The sequence below is a fragment of the Cellulosimicrobium sp. GQ32 genome, assembly GCF_059758455.1.
In genome coordinates this window covers 1-15853 of record NZ_JCAXEP010000003.1, presented here as the reverse complement: position 1 = coordinate 15853, position 15853 = coordinate 1, and the positions used below count along the sequence as shown (strand labels likewise).

12 protein-coding genes are annotated in these 15853 nt (G+C 71.9%); 8 read left to right on the top strand and 4 right to left on the bottom strand.

Going from position 1 to position 15853, the window contains the following annotated elements; all coding sequences use genetic code 11:
• Window positions 1-22 precede the first annotated feature (22 nt).
• The 8 genes from AC6CH9_RS06225 to AC6CH9_RS06190 all read left to right on the top strand — a co-directional run bounded on the left by AC6CH9_RS06225 (window position 23) and on the right by AC6CH9_RS06190 (window position 11171).
• Window positions 23-1510: a CoA-acylating methylmalonate-semialdehyde dehydrogenase gene (locus tag AC6CH9_RS06225; RefSeq protein ID WP_498154427.1), complete on the top strand. Its 1488-nt coding sequence runs from the start codon at window positions 23-25 to the stop codon at window positions 1508-1510.
• 7 nt (window positions 1511-1517) lie between these two features.
• Window positions 1518-2927, top strand: coding sequence for an aspartate aminotransferase family protein (locus AC6CH9_RS06220; protein ID WP_498154143.1), 1410 nt, complete (start codon window positions 1518-1520; stop codon window positions 2925-2927).
• Between the two features lie 61 nt (window positions 2928-2988).
• Window positions 2989-3825, top strand: a complete 837-nt coding sequence (locus AC6CH9_RS06215; RefSeq protein WP_498154142.1) for a nitrilase-related carbon-nitrogen hydrolase — start codon at window positions 2989-2991, stop codon at window positions 3823-3825.
• Window positions 3826-3852: 27 nt separating this feature from the next.
• On the top strand, window positions 3853-5289 hold the full coding sequence (hydA, locus tag AC6CH9_RS06210) for a dihydropyrimidinase (RefSeq protein ID WP_498154141.1): 1437 nt from the start codon (window positions 3853-3855) through the stop codon (window positions 5287-5289).
• Window positions 5290-5314: 25 nt separating this feature from the next.
• Entirely contained in the window at window positions 5315-6385 is a 1071-nt protein-coding gene (locus tag AC6CH9_RS06205) for a TIGR03842 family LLM class F420-dependent oxidoreductase (protein WP_498154140.1), read from the top strand.
• Window positions 6386-6534: 149 nt separating this feature from the next.
• The gene (locus AC6CH9_RS06200; RefSeq protein WP_498154139.1) at window positions 6535-7821 is read left to right on the top strand and encodes a DUF8744 domain-containing protein; all 1287 of its coding nucleotides are present in this window, start codon (window positions 6535-6537) and stop codon (window positions 7819-7821) included.
• Window positions 7818-10736 (top strand): multicopper oxidase domain-containing protein, encoded by a 2919-nt coding sequence (locus AC6CH9_RS06195; protein WP_498154138.1) that lies wholly within the window; start codon window positions 7818-7820, stop codon window positions 10734-10736. The genes AC6CH9_RS06200 and AC6CH9_RS06195 overlap by 4 nt, the downstream gene beginning before the upstream one ends.
• A gap of 90 nt (window positions 10737-10826) precedes the next feature.
• On the top strand, window positions 10827-11171 hold the full coding sequence (locus AC6CH9_RS06190; RefSeq protein WP_498154137.1) for a DUF2249 domain-containing protein: 345 nt from the start codon (window positions 10827-10829) through the stop codon (window positions 11169-11171).
• A 149-nt stretch (window positions 11172-11320) separates the two neighbouring features.
• Here AC6CH9_RS06190 and AC6CH9_RS06185 read toward each other — a convergent pair whose 3' ends face one another.
• The 4 genes from AC6CH9_RS06185 to narH form a co-directional block, all read right to left on the bottom strand.
• Window positions 11321-12967: an ATP-dependent nuclease gene (locus AC6CH9_RS06185; RefSeq protein WP_498154136.1), complete on the bottom strand. Its 1647-nt coding sequence runs from the start codon at window positions 12965-12967 to the stop codon at window positions 11321-11323.
• A gap of 151 nt (window positions 12968-13118) precedes the next feature.
• Entirely contained in the window at window positions 13119-13853 is a 735-nt protein-coding gene (narI, locus tag AC6CH9_RS06180) for a respiratory nitrate reductase subunit gamma (RefSeq protein WP_498154135.1), read from the bottom strand.
• Complete coding sequence (narJ, locus tag AC6CH9_RS06175) at window positions 13850-14557, bottom strand: nitrate reductase molybdenum cofactor assembly chaperone (RefSeq protein WP_498154134.1); 708 nt, start codon at window positions 14555-14557, stop codon at window positions 13850-13852. The genes narI and narJ overlap by 4 nt, the downstream gene beginning before the upstream one ends.
• On the bottom strand, window positions 14554-15853 hold a 1300-nt coding region (narH, locus tag AC6CH9_RS06170; RefSeq protein WP_498154133.1), incomplete at its 5' end, for a nitrate reductase subunit beta. The genes narJ and narH, both read right to left, overlap by 4 nt.

Below are 15853 nucleotides of genomic sequence, written 5' to 3'. Positions count from 1 at the left end.
GGGACGCGACGGGCAGTCGCGCATCGGGCACTGGGTCGCGGGTCGCGCGCGGCCCGACGCGGAGCGGTACGGACCGGTCCACGACCCGGCGACGGGCGCGGTCACGGGGCGGGTCGCGCTCGCGTCCGTCGCGGACGTCGACGCCGCGGTCGCCGCGGCGCGGGACGCGTTCCCCCCGTGGCGCGCGACGAGCGTGTCCCGTCGCGTCGAGATCCTGTTCGCGTTCCACCAGCTCCTCGTCGACCACCGCGACGAGGTCGCGGCGGTCGTGAGCGCCGAGCACGGCAAGGTGCTCTCCGACGCCGCGGGCGAGGTCGCCCGCGCGCTCGAGTGCGTCGAGTTCGCGTGCGGGATCGGCCAGCTCCTCAAGGGTGGGTACACCGAGCAGGCGTCGTCGGGCGTGGACGTGCACGAGGTGAAGCAGGCCCTGGGCGTCGTCGCCTGCATCACGCCGTTCAACTTCCCCGCCATGGTGCCGCTGTGGATGATCCCCAACGCGATCGCGTGCGGGAACACGGTCGTGCTCAAGCCGAGCGAGCGCGACCCCTCGGCGTCGCTCGTCGTCGCGCGCCTGCTCCAGGAGGCCGGCGTGCCGGACGGCGTGGTGAACGTCGTGCAGGGCGACCGGGTCGCGGTCGAGCGGCTGCTGGAGCACCCCGACGTCGAGGCCGTGAGCTTCGTCGGCTCGACGCCCGTCGCCCGGCACGTCTACGAGACGGGGACGCGGCACGGCAAGCGCGTCCAGGCGCTCGGCGGGGCGAAGAACCACATGGTCGTGCTGCCCGACGCCGACGTGGACGTCGCGGCCGACGCGGCGGTCTCCGCAGCGTACGGGTCGGCCGGCGAGCGCTGCATGGCGGTCTCCGTGCTCGTCGCCGTCGGCGCGGTGGCCGACCCCCTCGTCGAGGCGATCCGCGAGCGCGTGGCGCGCCTCGTCGTCGGGCCGGGCTCCGACCCCGCGTCGCAGATGGGCCCGCTCATCACGGCCGAGCACCGCGACCGGGTCGCGGCGCGCATCGGGACCGCCGCCGAGGAGGGCGCGGCGCTCGTCGTCGACGGGCGCGAGGCCCCCGACGGTGCGGGGGATCTCGGGGAAGGGTTCTTCCTGCACCCCACGCTCGTCGACCACGTGCGCCCCGAGCACACCGTGTACCGCGAGGAGATCTTCGGGCCCGTGCTGTCGGTCGTGCGCGCGGAGTCCTACGACGAGGCCGTCGGGCTGGTGAACGACAACCCCTACGGCAACGGCGCGGCGATCTTCACGCGCGACGGCGGCGCGGCGCGCGCGTTCGAGGTCGACGCCCGGGCGGGCATGATCGGCGTCAACGTCCCCATCCCCGTGCCGGTCGGCTACTACTCGTTCGGGGGCTGGAAGAGCTCGCTCTTCGGGGACCTGCACGTCTACGGGCCGGAGAGCGTGCAGTTCTACACGCGCACCAAGGTCGTCACGACGCGCTGGCCCGACCCGTCCACGGCGGGCGTCGACCTCGGCTTCCCGCGGACCCGGTGAGTGCCCGATGACGACGGAGGAGCTCGCCCGGCGCACCTCGAGCACGCGCGCCGACGACCGCTACGTCTTCCACTCGTGGTCCGCGCAGGGCGCGATCGACCCGCTGCCCGTGGCGGGCGGGGAGGGCGCGTGGTTCTGGGACGAGGACGGGAACCGCTACCTCGACTTCGCGTCCCAGCTCGTCAACCTCAACCTGGGCCACCAGCACCCGCGGCTCGTCGCCGCGCTCCAGGCGCAGGCGGGCCGGCTCGCCACCGTCGGCCCGACGTTCGCGAACGACGTGCGGGGAGAGCTCGCCCGGCTCATCGCGGAGCGCGCACCAGGGGCCCGGACCGGCGGTGCCTCGACCGGCGCGGCAGGCGACGACCGGCCATGGCGGGTCTTCTTCACCAACGGTGGGGCGGACGCCGTCGAGAACGCCGTGCGGCTCGCGCGCCTGCACACGGGCCGCGCCAAGGTGCTGGCCGCCTACCGCTCGTACCACGGCAACACCACGACGGCGATCTCCCTCACGGGCGACCCGCGACGCTGGCCGAACGAGGTCTCGCCCGACCCGCACGTGCGCCACTTCCTCGGCCCGTACGCCTACCGCTCCGCGTTCGGGGCGCGCGACGACGCGGAGGAGGGTGAGCGCGCGCTCGCCCACCTGCGCGAGGTCGTGCAGCTCGAGGGGCCGGGGACGGTCGCGGCGATCCTGCTCGAGACGATCGTCGGGACCAACGGCGTGCTCATCCCGCCCGACGGCTACCTCGCGGGCGTGCGCGCGCTGTGCGACGAGCACGGCATCCTCCTGGTGACCGACGAGGTCATGGTCGGGTTCGGCCGGGTCGGCGAGTGGTTCGCGGTGGACCGGTGGGGCGTCGTGCCGGACCTCGTGACCTTCGCCAAGGGCGTGAACTCGGGCTACGTGCCGCTGGGCGGCGTCGTCATCTCGGAGCACGTCGCGCGGACGTTCGACGACCGCGTCTTCCCCGGCGGCCTCACCTACTCCGGCCACCCGCTCGCGTGCGCCGTGGGGGTCGAGTCGGTCCGCACGTTCGAGGACGAGCGGATCCTGGAACGGGTCCGGACGCTCGGCGCGGACGTCATCGGGCCGCGGCTGCATGAGATCGCGGACCGGCACCCGAGCGTCGGGGAGGTCCGCGGGCTCGGGTTCTTCTGGGCGGTCGAGCTCGTGCGCGACCGGCAGACGCGCGAGCCGCTCGTCCCCTTCAACGCGAGCGGGCCCGCTGCCGCGCCGATGGCCGCCGTCGTCGCCGCGGTCAAGGAACGCGGCGTGTGGCCGTTCGTCCACTTCAACCGCCTGCACGTCGCGCCGCCGCTCGTCACGTCCGCCGACGACCTCGAGCACGGGCTCGCCGCGATCGACGCCGCCCTCGACGTCGCCGACGAGCACACCGAGGCGGTGCGGGCATGACATGGGCCCGGTTCGCGCCCCCAGACCAGGCCCATTTCATGCCCACAACTGAGGAGGGTTCATGACCACCGTGCGAGCCGCGCTCACCCAGGTCCGCTGGACGGGCGACAAGGAGTCGATGATCGACGTCCACGAGAAGCACCTGCGCGACGCCGCCGACCAGGGCGCGAAGCTCGTGTGCTTCCAGGAGCTGTTCTACGGGCCGTACTTCTGTCAGGTGCAGGACGCCGCGTACTACGCGTACGCCGAGTCCGTCCCCGGGCCCACGGTCGAGCGGTTCTCGGCGCTCGCGGCCGAGCTGGGGACCGTCGTCGTGCTGCCCGTGTACGAGGAGGAGCAGCCCGGCGTGCTCTACAACACCGCGGCGGTGATCGACGCGGACGGACGCTACCTCGGCAAGTACCGCAAGACGCACATCCCGCACGTGCGCGGGTTCTGGGAGAAGTTCTACTTCCGCCCCGGTAACCTGGGCTACCCGGTGTTCGAGACCGCCGTCGGGCGCGTGGGCGTCTACATCTGCTACGACCGGCACTTCCCGGAGGGGTGGCGCGCGCTCGGCCTGAACGGCGCGGAGATCGTGCTCAATCCCAGCGCGACGAGCCGCGGGCTCTCCAACTACCTGTGGAAGCTCGAGCAGCCCGCGGCGGCGGTCGCGAACGAGTACTACGTCGGCGCGATCAACCGTGTGGGCGTCGAGGACCTGGGCGACGACGACTTCTACGGCACGTCGTACTTCGTCGACCCGGAGGGCGCGTTCGTCGGCGACCCCGCCGACGACCACGAGGAGGAGCTCGTCGTGCGCGACCTCGACCTGGACCTCCTGCGCGTCGTGCGCGACCGGTGGCAGTTCTACCGCGACCGCCGGCCCGACGCCTACGACGACCTCACCCGGCCGTGACCTGAGGACCCGAGAGGGGAGCACGCGATGCCGCACACGCTGATCCGGGGAGGGACCGTCGTCGGGCCCACGGGCTCGATGCCCGCGGACGTGCTGGTCGACGGCGAGCAGGTCGCCGCGCTCCTGCGGCCCGGGGACACGAGCCTGGGCGCCGACCTCGCCGCGACCGCCGAGCGCGTGATCGACGCGACCGGCAAGTACGTCATCCCGGGTGCCGTCGACTGCCACACGCACATGGAGCTGCCGTTCGGCGGGACGAACGCGTCGGACACGTTCGAGACCGGGACGCGCGCCGCGGCGTGGGGCGGCACGACGACGATCGTCGACTTCGCCGTCCAGCGCACCGGCGAGCGCGTCCAGGACGGGCTCGCCGCGTGGCACGCGAAGGCGGACGGGCAGTGTGCCATCGACTACGGGTTCCACCAGATCCTCGGGGGCGTCGACGACGACTCGCTCAAGGCCATGGACGAGCTCGTCAGCGAGGGCATCACGAGCTTCAAGCTGTTCATGGCCTACCCGGGAGTGTTCTACAGCGACGACGGGCAGATCCTGCGCGCGATGCGCAAGGCGCGCGACAACGGGTCGGTGATCATGATGCACGCCGAGAACGGCATCGCGATCGACGTCCTCGTGCGGGAGGCGCTCGACCGGGGCGACACCGCCCCGTACTTCCACGGCACGAGCCGACCGTGGGAGACCGAGGAGGAGGCGACGCACCGCGCGATCATGCTCGCGCGCCTGACCGGTGCGCCGCTGTACGTCGTGCACATGTCCGCGAGGCAGGCCGTCGCGACGCTCGCGCAGGCGCGCGACGAGGGGCACAACGTGTTCGGCGAGACGTGCCCGCAGTACCTCTACCTGTCGCTGGAGGAGCATCTCGCCGCGCGCAGCGACGAGTGGGGCGACTTCGAGGGCGCCAAGTGGGTGTGCTCGACGCCGCTGCGCTCGCGCGCGGAGGGCCACCAGGACGAGCTGTGGCGGTACCTGCGCACGGGCGACCTGTCCGTCGTGAGCACCGACCACTGCCCGTTCTGCATGAAGGAGCAGAAGGAGCTCGGGCGCGGCGACTTCTCGAAGATCCCCAACGGGATCGGCGGCGTCGAGCACCGCCTCGACCTGCTCTTCCAGGGCGTCGTCGACGGGCGCATCACGCGTGAGCGCTGGGTCGAGCTGTGCTGCACGACGCCGGCCCGCATGTTCGGGCTCGACGGCCGCAAGGGCGTGCTCGCCCCGGGCGCGGACGCCGACGTCGTCGTCTACGACCCTGCCGGGCGCACGTCGATCGGGTACGGGAAGACGCACCACATGAACATGGACCACTCGGCGTGGGAGGGGTTCGAGGTCGACGGGCACGTGGACGTCGTCATGTCGCGCGGGCGCGTGGTCGTCGAGGACGGCACGTACCACGGCAGTCCCGGCCACGGGCGGTTCCTGCGCCGCGGGCTGTCGGCGTACCTGCGCTGAGCGCGGGTCCGGATCGGAGGCGGGCATGGACCTCGGGGTGGTGCTCCAGAACGACCCGCCCGCGTGGCGGGTCGTGGACCTCGCGCGGCAGGCGGAGACGTACGGCTTCTCGCACGTGTGGACCTTCGACTCGCACCTGCTGTGGGAGGAGCCGTTCGTCGTCTACTCCCAGATCCTCGCCGCGACGCACCGGGTCACGGTCGGCCCCATGGTCACCAACCCCGCGACGCGCGACGTCACCGTCACCGCCTCGCTCTTCGCAACCCTCAACGAGATGTTCGGCAACCGGACGATCTGCGGCATCGGCCGCGGCGACTCCGCGGTGCGCGTCATCAACGGGCGGCCCGTCACGCTCGCCGAGCTCCGCGAGGCGATCGGCGTGATCCGCGGTCTCGCGTCGGGGGAGGCCGTCGAGTATCGCGGCTCGACGCTGCGTCTGCCGTGGAACCCGGACTCTCGGCTGCCCGTGTGGGTCGCGGCGTACGGGCCGAAGGCGCTCGCCCTCACGGGCGAGGTGGGCGACGGCTTCATCCTCCAGCTCGCCGACCCCGACGTCGTCGCGTGGTCCGTCGCCGCGGTGCGCGCCGCGGCCGAGCGCGCGGGTCGCGACCCGGACGCGGTGCGCATCTGCGTCGCCGCGCCCGCGTACGTGACCGACCACGCCCCGTCGGACGGCGAGGCGGGACGTCGTGCGCTCGCGCACGCCTACGACCAGTGCCGCTGGTTCGGGGGGATGGTCGGCAACCACGTCGCGGAGATCGTCGCGCGCTACGGGCCTGGTGGGTCGGAGGCGGGCGCGGGCGTGACGATCCCGCACGCGCTCACCGACTTCGTCGCGGGGCGCCAGGGCTACGACTACAACGAGCACGGACGCGCGGGCAACACCCATACGACGTTCGTCACGGACGAGATCGTCGACCGCTTCTGTCTCGTCGGACCGGCGGAACGGCACGTCGAGCGGCTGCGCGAGCTCGCCGCGCTCGGCGTCGACCAGTTCGCCGTCTACCTCCAGCACGACGCCAAGGACGAGACCCTGCGCGCGTACGGCGAGACGGTCGGCCCCGCCGTGCGCGACCTCGTCCGGGCGCGCGAGTGAGCCGCCGCATACCTGCCCTGCGTCTCCGGTCCCGCGTGATCGCCGGCGTGACCCAGCCCACGTGACCGGTGGGCGGTGGCGGGACCTTCGGCCCTGTCCGGGCGTACCGCCGGATTCCTACGGTCGGGACCGTGGAAAACCCTCGGGGCGTGACGAGCCGGACGCCGTTCCGAGCGCTCCTCGTGCTCCCCGCCGGGGTCGCGCTGCTCACGGGGCTCGCGACCGGGCTCGCCCTGCTCGGGCTCCCGTCGCCGGTCCCTGCCGTGCGGGTCCAGGACGCGCACGGCCTGCTCATGGTGCTCGGGTTCGTCGGTACGCTCGTCACCCTCGAGCGCGCCGTCGCCGTGCGGCGCCCGGTCGCCTACCTCGCACCCGCCGCGCTCGGGCTCGGCGCGCTCGCGCTCCTCTCGCCCGCGCCCGGCGCGGTCGGGCAGGGGCTGCTCGTCGCGGGGACGCTCGGGCTCGTCGCGATCTACGCCGTCGTGTGGCGGCGGCAGCCCGCCGTCGCGACGGCGATCCAGGCCGCAGGGGCCGTGCTGGCTGTCGGCGGAGCCGCGCTCTGGGCGGCGGGCGTCGCGGTCCCGGACCTGCTGCCGTGGCTCGTCGGGTTCGTCGCCTGGACCGTGCTGGGCGAGCGCGTCGAGCTCGCGCGGCTCGAGATCGACGCCCGCACCGAGCGCGGGGTCCTCGCCGGGGCGCTGGTGTACGTCGGCGCGGCGTGCGTCGCCCTGCTCGCGCCCGCACCCGGGTACGCGCTCGCCGGAGCGGCGCTCGCGGCGTCGGCCGTCGCGTTGCTGCGGCAGGACGTCGCGCGCCGCACCGTCCGTGGTCGCGGCCTGCCGCGCTTCGCCGCGGCGGCGATGCTCGCGGGCTACGCGTGGCTCGTCGTCGCGGGCGCGGCCTGGGTGTTCCTCGCGGCGGGGGCCGGTCCTTCCGGGCTCGGCCCGGCGGTGACGCTCCGCTCGGGGACGACGTACGACGCCGTCGTGCACGCCGTGTTCCTCGGGTTCGGGCTGTCGATGATCATGGCCCACGCGCCGCTCATCCTCCCGGCCGTGCTGCGCCGTCCGCTCCCGTACCGCGCCGCGATGTGGCGGCCGCTCGTGCTGCTGCACGTGTCGCTCGCCGTCCGGGTCGCCGGCGACCTCGCGGGCGACGGCCCTGGTGCTGTCGCGGCTGTCCGCGTGGGCGGGGCGGGGAACGTCGTCGCCGTCCTCGGGTTCGTCGGGGTCGCGGTCTGGTCTTCGCTCCGAGGTGTGCGGTCAGCCGCTCGGCCCACCCTGGCGCGCACGTCAGTGGACCAGGGCCCCTCGTCGCGTGATCAGGGTTCTCCCTCGGCAGACCAGGGCTCTACCTCGCGTGACCAGGGCTCTACCTCGGCAGACCAGGGTCCTCCCTCGGCAGCTGCCGCACTCCCGATCGTCTCCGGAAGGTGACCGTGCCCGCCTCGCCCGAGCGACCCTCGCTCCTGTCCGCCCGGCCCGCCGGACCGCTGCCCGGGACGCAGAAGGTCGGGGGCACCGCGCGCAACCTGTGGCTCCACGCGCTCGTCCTCGGCTGGTTCGTGGCCGAGGCAGTGCTCGTCGTCGTGCACCGGTTCGTGCCCGAGGCCGTGTGGCTCATGGTCCACGTCCTCATGCTCGGTGCCGTGAGCACGGCCATCCTCGTGTGGAGCCAGCACTTCGCCGACACGATGCTGCGCCGCCAGGCACCGGGCGGACGCCCGCTGCACGTCGCGCGGCTCGCCGCGCACACGGTCGGTGCGCTGCTCGTCGTCGCGGGGCTGCTGACCGACGTGTGGTCCCTCGTGGTCGCGGGCGGGGTGCTCGTGGGCGCGGGGGCGGTGACGCACGCGACGGTGCTCGCGCTCCAGGGCCGCGGTGCGCTGCCGTCGCGCTTCGGCCGGCTCGTCCGGTACTACGTCGTCGCCGCCGCGTGCCTGCCGGTCGGCGTGACGCTCGGCGTCCTCATGGCCCGCGGCGGCGCGGGGACGGAGGCGTACGGCCGCCTCTACGTGGCGCACGTGACGCTCAACGTCCTCGGGTGGGTCGGTCTCACCGTGCTCGGCACGCTCGTGCTGCTGTGGCCGACCGTGCTGCGCACGCGCATCGAGCCCGACGCCGACGTCGCGGCCCGCCGCGCGCTGCCGGTCCTCACCGCCGGGTTCCTGCTCGTCGTCGCGGCGTGCGCGGTCGGCTGGCGGCCCCTCGTCGCGGCCGGGGCGGCCGTCGTGCTGGGCGGTGTCGTGCTGGTCGGGCGGCACCTCGCGGCGCAGGGTCGGTCCGCGCAGCGCGGCGCCTGGGGGTTCGCCGCGTGGAGCCTCGCCGCGTCCGTGGCGTGGTTCGCCGGGAGCGTGGCCGCGTTCGGGGCGGGCGTCGCGACGGCGCCGTCGTGGGCCGCGGCGCAGGACGCGATCGGCGGGCTGCTGCTCCCGTTCGTCGTCGGGTTCGCCGCGCAGGTGCTCCTCGGCGCGCTCACGTACCTCGTCCCCGTCGTGCTCGGCGGGGGTCCGGCACGACGCCGCCGCACCGAGGCCGTCGTCGGGGCGGGTGGCGCGTACCGGGTGCTCGTCGCGAACGGCGGCCTCGCGCTGTACCTCCTGCCGCTGCCGTCGTGGGTGCGGGTCGGCCTTTCGCTCGTCGTCTTCGCGACCTTCCTCGCCTTCCTCGTGCTGGCGCTGCGCGCCGTGGTCGTCTCGCGGGGCGACACGGTCACGCGGGGCGACACGGTCACGCGGGGCGACGCGGTCTCGGGGGGTGGCGCGTCCGAGTCGACGGCGGCCCCGTCTCCGGCACAGCCATCCGACCCCGGTGCGGCGAGCGTCATGACGGGCGCTCCGCCGTCGGGCACGCGCCGCGGCGACGCCGATCGCGCCGTCACCGCACGCCGGGACGCGCAGGCGCGCCGGCCCCTCGCGGGCGCGGTGACGGCCGCCGTCGCGACGCTGGCGCTCGCGGTCGTGGGCGGCGTCGCTGCGGACCCGGTCGCGGCGGGCGTCGGGTCGGGCGTGGTGGGGGGTGGCGCCGTCGCCGGGACCGGAGGGGCCGGCGTGCCGGTCGCGGCGACCGGCCGCACGACGACCGTGCAGGTCGAGGCCGCCGACATGCGGTTCGTCCCGGACACGATCACCGTGCCCGCGGGCGACCGGCTCGTCGTCGAGCTGACCAACACCGACGACGACGTGCACGACCTGGTCCTCGAGGACGGCACGACGTCGGGCCGCGTCGCACCGGGGGAGACCGCCACGGTCGACGTCGGCGTCGTGAGCGGTCCGCTCGACGGTTGGTGCTCCGTCGCCGGGCACCGGCTCATGGGCATGACGCTCACGATCGACGTCGAGGGCACCGGCGGCTCGGACGGCTCCGGCGAGACGGACACGGCGGACGACGGTGGCCGCGACGAGCACGATGCGCACGGCGGGCACGCGAGCACGGGTTCGGGCGGGGCCCACTCGCTGGCCGCGTCCGACGTCGACCTCATGACGCACCCGGGCGACGGGTTCACCGCGCGCGACGCGACCCTCGCACCGGCCGAGATCGATCCCGCGGGCGAGCCCGTCGTGCACCGGCGCACCCTCACCGTGACGGAGGAGGTGCAGGAGGTGGCGCCCGGCGTCGAGCAGACGGCGTGGACCTTCGGCGGGACCGCGCCCGGGCCCGTGCTGCGGGGGAAGATCGGCGACGTCTTCGAGATCACGCTCGTCAACGACGGCACGATCGGGCACTCCGTCGACTTCCACGCGGGCGCGCTCGCGCCCGACGAGCCGATGCGGACCATCGCGCCGGGGGAGTCGCTCGTCTACCGCTTCACGGCGACCCGCGCCGGGATCTGGATGTACCACTGCTCGACCATGCCCATGTCGCTGCACATCGCGAACGGCATGTTCGGCGCGGTGGTCGTCGACCCGCCGGACCTCGCACCCGTGGACCGCGAGTACGTCGTCGTCCAGTCCGAGCTCTACCTCGGCGCGCAGGGCGCGTCCGCCGACGACGCGAAGGTCGCGGCCGCCGAGCCCGACCTGCTCGCGTTCAACGGCTACGCGAACCAGTACCGCTACGACCCGCTCGAGGCGCGGGTCGGCGAGCGCGTCCGCGTGTGGGTGCTCGACGCCGGGCCGAACCGCCCGAGCGCGTTCCACGTCGTCGGCGGCCAGTTCGACACCGTCTACCACGAGGGCGCGTACTCGCTCCCGGCCGGGAGCTCCGGCGGGAGCCAGGCGCTCGGCCTGCTGCCCGCGCAGGGCGGCTTCGTCGAGCTCGCGTTCCCCGAGTCCGGGACCTACCCGTTCGTCACGCACGCCATGTCCGACGCCGAGCGCGGCGCGTCGGGCGCGTTCGCCGTGACGCCCTGACCGTCTCACCCGCCGGCGTGGTCGTCCGTGCCGGCGGACCGCAGACCCAGCACCCCACCCGGCGCTCGCGCCACGACCAGGAGGACCACCATGGCAGCAGAACCGATCGAGATCACCGAGCCCCCGCAGCACGGGGCTGTGCACGGCGAAGGATCTGAGGAGGGGCACACCTGCGGGTGCGCGCACGACGAGGCCGAGATCGTCCTCGACGTCCGCACGATCCCGCACGCCGTGCGACACGGCGTCGTCTTCGGGGCGCTCGAGGCGCTCGCGCCCGGGGACGGGCTCGTCCTCGTCGCGCCGCACGACCCGCTCCCGCTGCTCGCACAGCTCGAGGGGCGCGAGCCCGGCGCGTTCGACCGCGAGTACCTGTCGCGCGAGGCGACCGCGGTGAGCATCCGCCTCACGCGCCGGCCGGTACCCGCGCAGGGCTGAGGAGCCCGGGCCGGCCCGACCGGCTCGGCGCGCGAGGACGCCCGGCGGCACGGAGATGGCCGCCGGGCGTCGTTGTGCGCACGTGCGTTTCGCACCATCCTCGGCTCAAGAAACGTCCGAACTTGAATGATGTCCTGCCAAATTACGCGCTATCGACGCACCGTCGCCGCGCGCTTGACCATCTCGCGATGCTCGCCAGCATCGCGGTGAAGACCATTCTCAAGCGCCCGGTTCACCCACGCCTCCTTTTGCAGCGAGATCGTCTTGTCAAAGGACTCCATCTCACCGGTGCGCACGATGTGAACACCACGCGCATCCAGGCGTTCGAGGAATCGGATTGCGGCAGCTGAGGGCTTGCCGGGAGAAAGCACCGCAGTGCCCGATTTCTTAGCTGTCTCGCGGATGTTGCTATCTGTAATGTCTTGCTTGATCAAGTTAAAGTCATTCAAATCCTCGGCATCCCAGACCTCACCGAGGGCCTCAAGGACTCCCTTGATCTTCACGGGCTCATCCAGGAGGAGATCGAAGTCGGCTATTACGCTCACCGAAACGTGGAGTTTTGCTAGCGCGCGGACACGCGATTCGATTCCTGACTTGCCAGCCGAAGGAATGAATAGGGTCTCGTTTGCTGAGCGGTGGATCTCGGACGACTCTAAAAGGTCGTCCAGCACGGCTCCATAGAAACGGCAGTCGGCGTCAGATTCGCATGCAATAACCTTACGATAAAATAACCCAGAAAGCACGCTTGAATAGCGAAGAACGGCGCTGTTCCAGATCCACTTGACATCGTCGGTGTTAACCTGGGAAAGGCGATTTCCGGCGCCTTCACGTGCAATGCGAACGAATCGCAGCGGCGCTTTGCTCTCGAGCAGTCCAACGACAAAGTCGCGGTCGTGGGTGACTACAATAACTTGGCGATCTCTAGCGCTTGACTCCCTCCCGACAATTCGACCGAGTGCTCGAGCCTGCGGTGGATGGAGATATGTTTCGGGCTCATCAAGAAGCAGCACCTGAGCACCCCCCAGCAATAAGGTGGCCACGGGTCCCACGAACGACTGCATCCCGTTACCCTGTAGCGCAAGTTTCGGCAGCCTGCGCATGGCTTCCGTATAGGCTTCGGTAAACCGCCCGTCCTCCACGAGTGACTTATCCACGGTGCCGAGTCGAAGTCCGTAGAATCCGGTTGCCTGGTCGTACACGAGAGGCTCTCCGAAAACTTCATTAAACACGGATGAAATCTCCGCCTCAGCCTTGTCATGGCTCCGGTGGATAATTGCCATGAATGTTGCGTCAGTGTCGCCCCCGCCTTCCATGGAGTGGAAGGACCCGCTGAGGCTTCCCATTCCCACGCTCGAGTCGTTGAGGAAGAACGGTGCCACGTCCGGCTGTAACCGCTCGGTGCTGATCCCCTGGAAGAAGGTCGTCGACGTTACCGGAATGCCGCCACCTCTCGGGGCGTACTTAACGACACCCTGATAGTCCGGCCCGTGTGCGCCTGAATGCTCTTCGAGCCATGCCACGAGATTCGGATCTGAATCGGGAGCCCATGTGCGGGCATGAAAGGCGGCGAATTTCTCTACTCCGAGTTGATTGATGAGAGGTTCGCGTGTTTCGACTGAGTTCAGAACCATTTGCTGATCGTCATCAACAGCAACCAGGAAGCGCCGGATCTCACGGAGTAGCTTCGACTTCCCTACGTTGTTTGGTCCGACTATGCAGGTGATGCCGGCGTCGTCAAGGTCTACGACGTCTCCGAGATTTGATGTCAGTCTGGCAATTCGAAACTTGAGGTCCACGTCATGATCATCTCCTACGGCTACGGATTTCGCTAGGCCATCGAAGCGATCTTGTGTTTGGCCGCAATGGGATGTCGACCCTTGGGAACCCGTTCACGTACTCGTCGGCGTGGCCCCTCCAGCGGATTGCGCCGTCGAGGCTGGAGCAGGGCTAGGGTGCGCTCGGGGGCTCCCAGCCGCGGCGCGGGGCGCGCGACGATGTCGCGACGGCGCGGCGCCGGTAGACGACGTAGGGGCGCGTGAGGTAGCCGAGCGGCGCGGAGAACACGTGCACGAGGCGCGTGAACGGCCACAGCGCGAACAGGGCCAGGCCGCACAGGACGTGGAGCTGGAACGCGAGCGGGACGTCGGCCATGAGGGACGGGTCCGGCTGGAACGTGAGCAGCGAGCGGAACCACGGCGAGATCGAGCCGCGGTAGTCGTAGCCGCCGCCGAAGATCTGGTGCTGGACCGTCGCGAGGGTGCCGAACCCGATCGCGGCGCCGAGCACGACGTACATGAGCTTGTCCGTGCGCGTGGTCACGCGGAAGACCGCGCCGGAGAGCCTCCGGCGCAGGACGAGGATCACGAGCCCGACCACCGTGAGCACGGCCGCGAACGTCCCGGCGATCGTCGCGACGAGGTGGTAGGCGTGCTCGTCCACGCCGACGGCCTCGAGCCACGGGCGCGGCACGAGGATGCCGACGACGTGGCCGCCGATGACCATGAGGATGCCGACGTGGAAGAGCGGCGAGCCGAGGCGGAGCCAGCGGCTCTCGTAGAGCTGCGACGAGCGCGTGGTCCAGCCGAACTGGTCGTAGCGGTACCGCCACACGTGGCCGACGACGAACACGGCCGCCACCGCGTACGGGACGGCGACCCACAGCAGGACGTCGAGCGGGCTCATCGTCGGGTCTCCTCGGTCAGGCTCGGGATCGTGGCGAACGGGGTGAGGTGGGACAGGTCGCTCAGGCCGACGAGCTCGGTGGGCGGCCCCGCCGCGACCAGGTCGCGGAAGCGCGCGGCGGTCTCCGACTGCAGCGCTGGCAGCGTCGCGACGAGCGCCGCGACGACGTGCGCGTACGGGCTGCGGACGGTCTCGAGCGCGGCGCGCAGGACCTCGATGCCGTCGCGGTGCGCGTCGAGCACCATGCCGGCGATCTCGCCGTCCGTGCGCGCGGAGAGCTCGAGCACCGTGGGCAGGTGGTCCGGCAGCTCGGAGCCGTCGGTCTCCCACCCGGCGGCGCGGAACGCCTCGACGAACGTGACGAGCGCGGCGCCGCGCTTCCGGGTGTCCCCGGCCGCGTAGTACGACAGGTAGAGCGAGCACCGGCGCTTGAGGTCGAACGTCGTGACGTAGGCGGCCTGGAGCTCGCGGAGGGGCACGGACGCCGTGGCGTCGAGGAACGCGCGCAGGGGCCGCCGCACGTCCGGTGGCAGCCCGGCGACGACGTCCTCGACGTCCGCGCGATGGGCGGCGGTCTCCGCGGTGGGGTAGTCGAGCAGGAGCGAGATCACGGTGTGCGCGGCGCGACGCTGGTCGTCCGGCAGGGGACCGGGCGACGCCGCGCTCGTCGAGGACGCCGGCCTGGACCGGGCCGCGCGTCTCATGCCGCACCCCCCGAGGGCTCGGGGCCGCCTGCCGGTCGCGACGGCGGGAAGAGCCCGCCCGGGGTCCCGTCGCCGTTCCAGTCGAGCAGGTTGACCCGGCCCGACGTGGACGGCGTGTACGGGCTCGTAGCGCGCTCCTGCGCGCCGACCGCGTGGAACGACTCGCCCGTCGTCGGTCCCGCGCCACCCATCCCCGGCCCGCCGTCGTAGTCCAGCGAGCAGGAGAGCTCGTCGAGCTCGCGGGCGATCTCGGTGTGGGCGGTGGGGATGACGTACCGGTCTTCGTACTTCGCGATGGCCAGGAGGCGGTACATCTCCTGGACCTGTTGCCCGGTCATGCCGACCGCGGCCGCGGTGCGTTCGTCGGGTTCGCGGCCGAGGTTGAGGTCGCGCATGTAGGAGCGCATGGCGGCCAGGCGGCGCAGGACGCGTTCGACGGGGGCGGTGTCGCCGGCGGTGAACAGGCCGGCGAGGTACTCGAGGGGGATGCGCAGCTGGGAGATCGCGGCGAACAGGGTGCGTCCGTCCTCGCCGTCGTTGCCGGAGGCGGCGACGACGTCGACGACGGGGGACAGGGGTGGGATGTACCAGACCATGGGCAGGGTGCGGTACTCCGGGTGCAGGGGCAGGGCGACCTCGTACTTGGTGATGAGGTCCCAGATGGGGGAGCGTTGGGCGGCGGTGATCCAGTCCTCGGGGATGCCTTCCGCGCGTGCGGCGGCGATGACCTGGGGGTCGTTCGGGTCGAGGAAGACGGCGCGCTGGGAGGCGAGGAGGTCGTGCTCGTCCGCCACGGACGCGGCTTCGGTGACCTTGTCCGCGTCGTAGAGGACGAGGCCGAGGTAGCGCAGGCGTCCGACGCAGGTCTCGGAGCACACGGTGGGCAGGCCGACCTCGATGCGCGGGTAGCAGAGCGTGCACTTCTCGGCCTTGCCGGTCTTGTGGTTGAAGTAGACCTTCTTGTAGGGGCACCCGGTGACGCACATGCGCCAACCCCTGCACTGGTCCTGGTCCACGAGGACGATGCCGTCCTCGGCCCGCTTGTACATGGCCCCTGAGGGGCAGGACGCGACGCAGGCGGGGTTGAGGCAGTGCTCGCAGATGCGGGGCAGGTAGAACATGAACGTCTTGTCGAGCTCGGTCGCGACGTGCTCGGACATGTGCGCCAGGATCGGGTCCTGGTCCATGGTGGCGGTGGAGCCGGCGAGGTCGTCGTCCCAGTTCGCCGACCAGGAGATGTTCATGTCCTTGCCCGTCAGCAGAGACTTGGGGCGGGCGACGGGGGTGTGCTGCCCT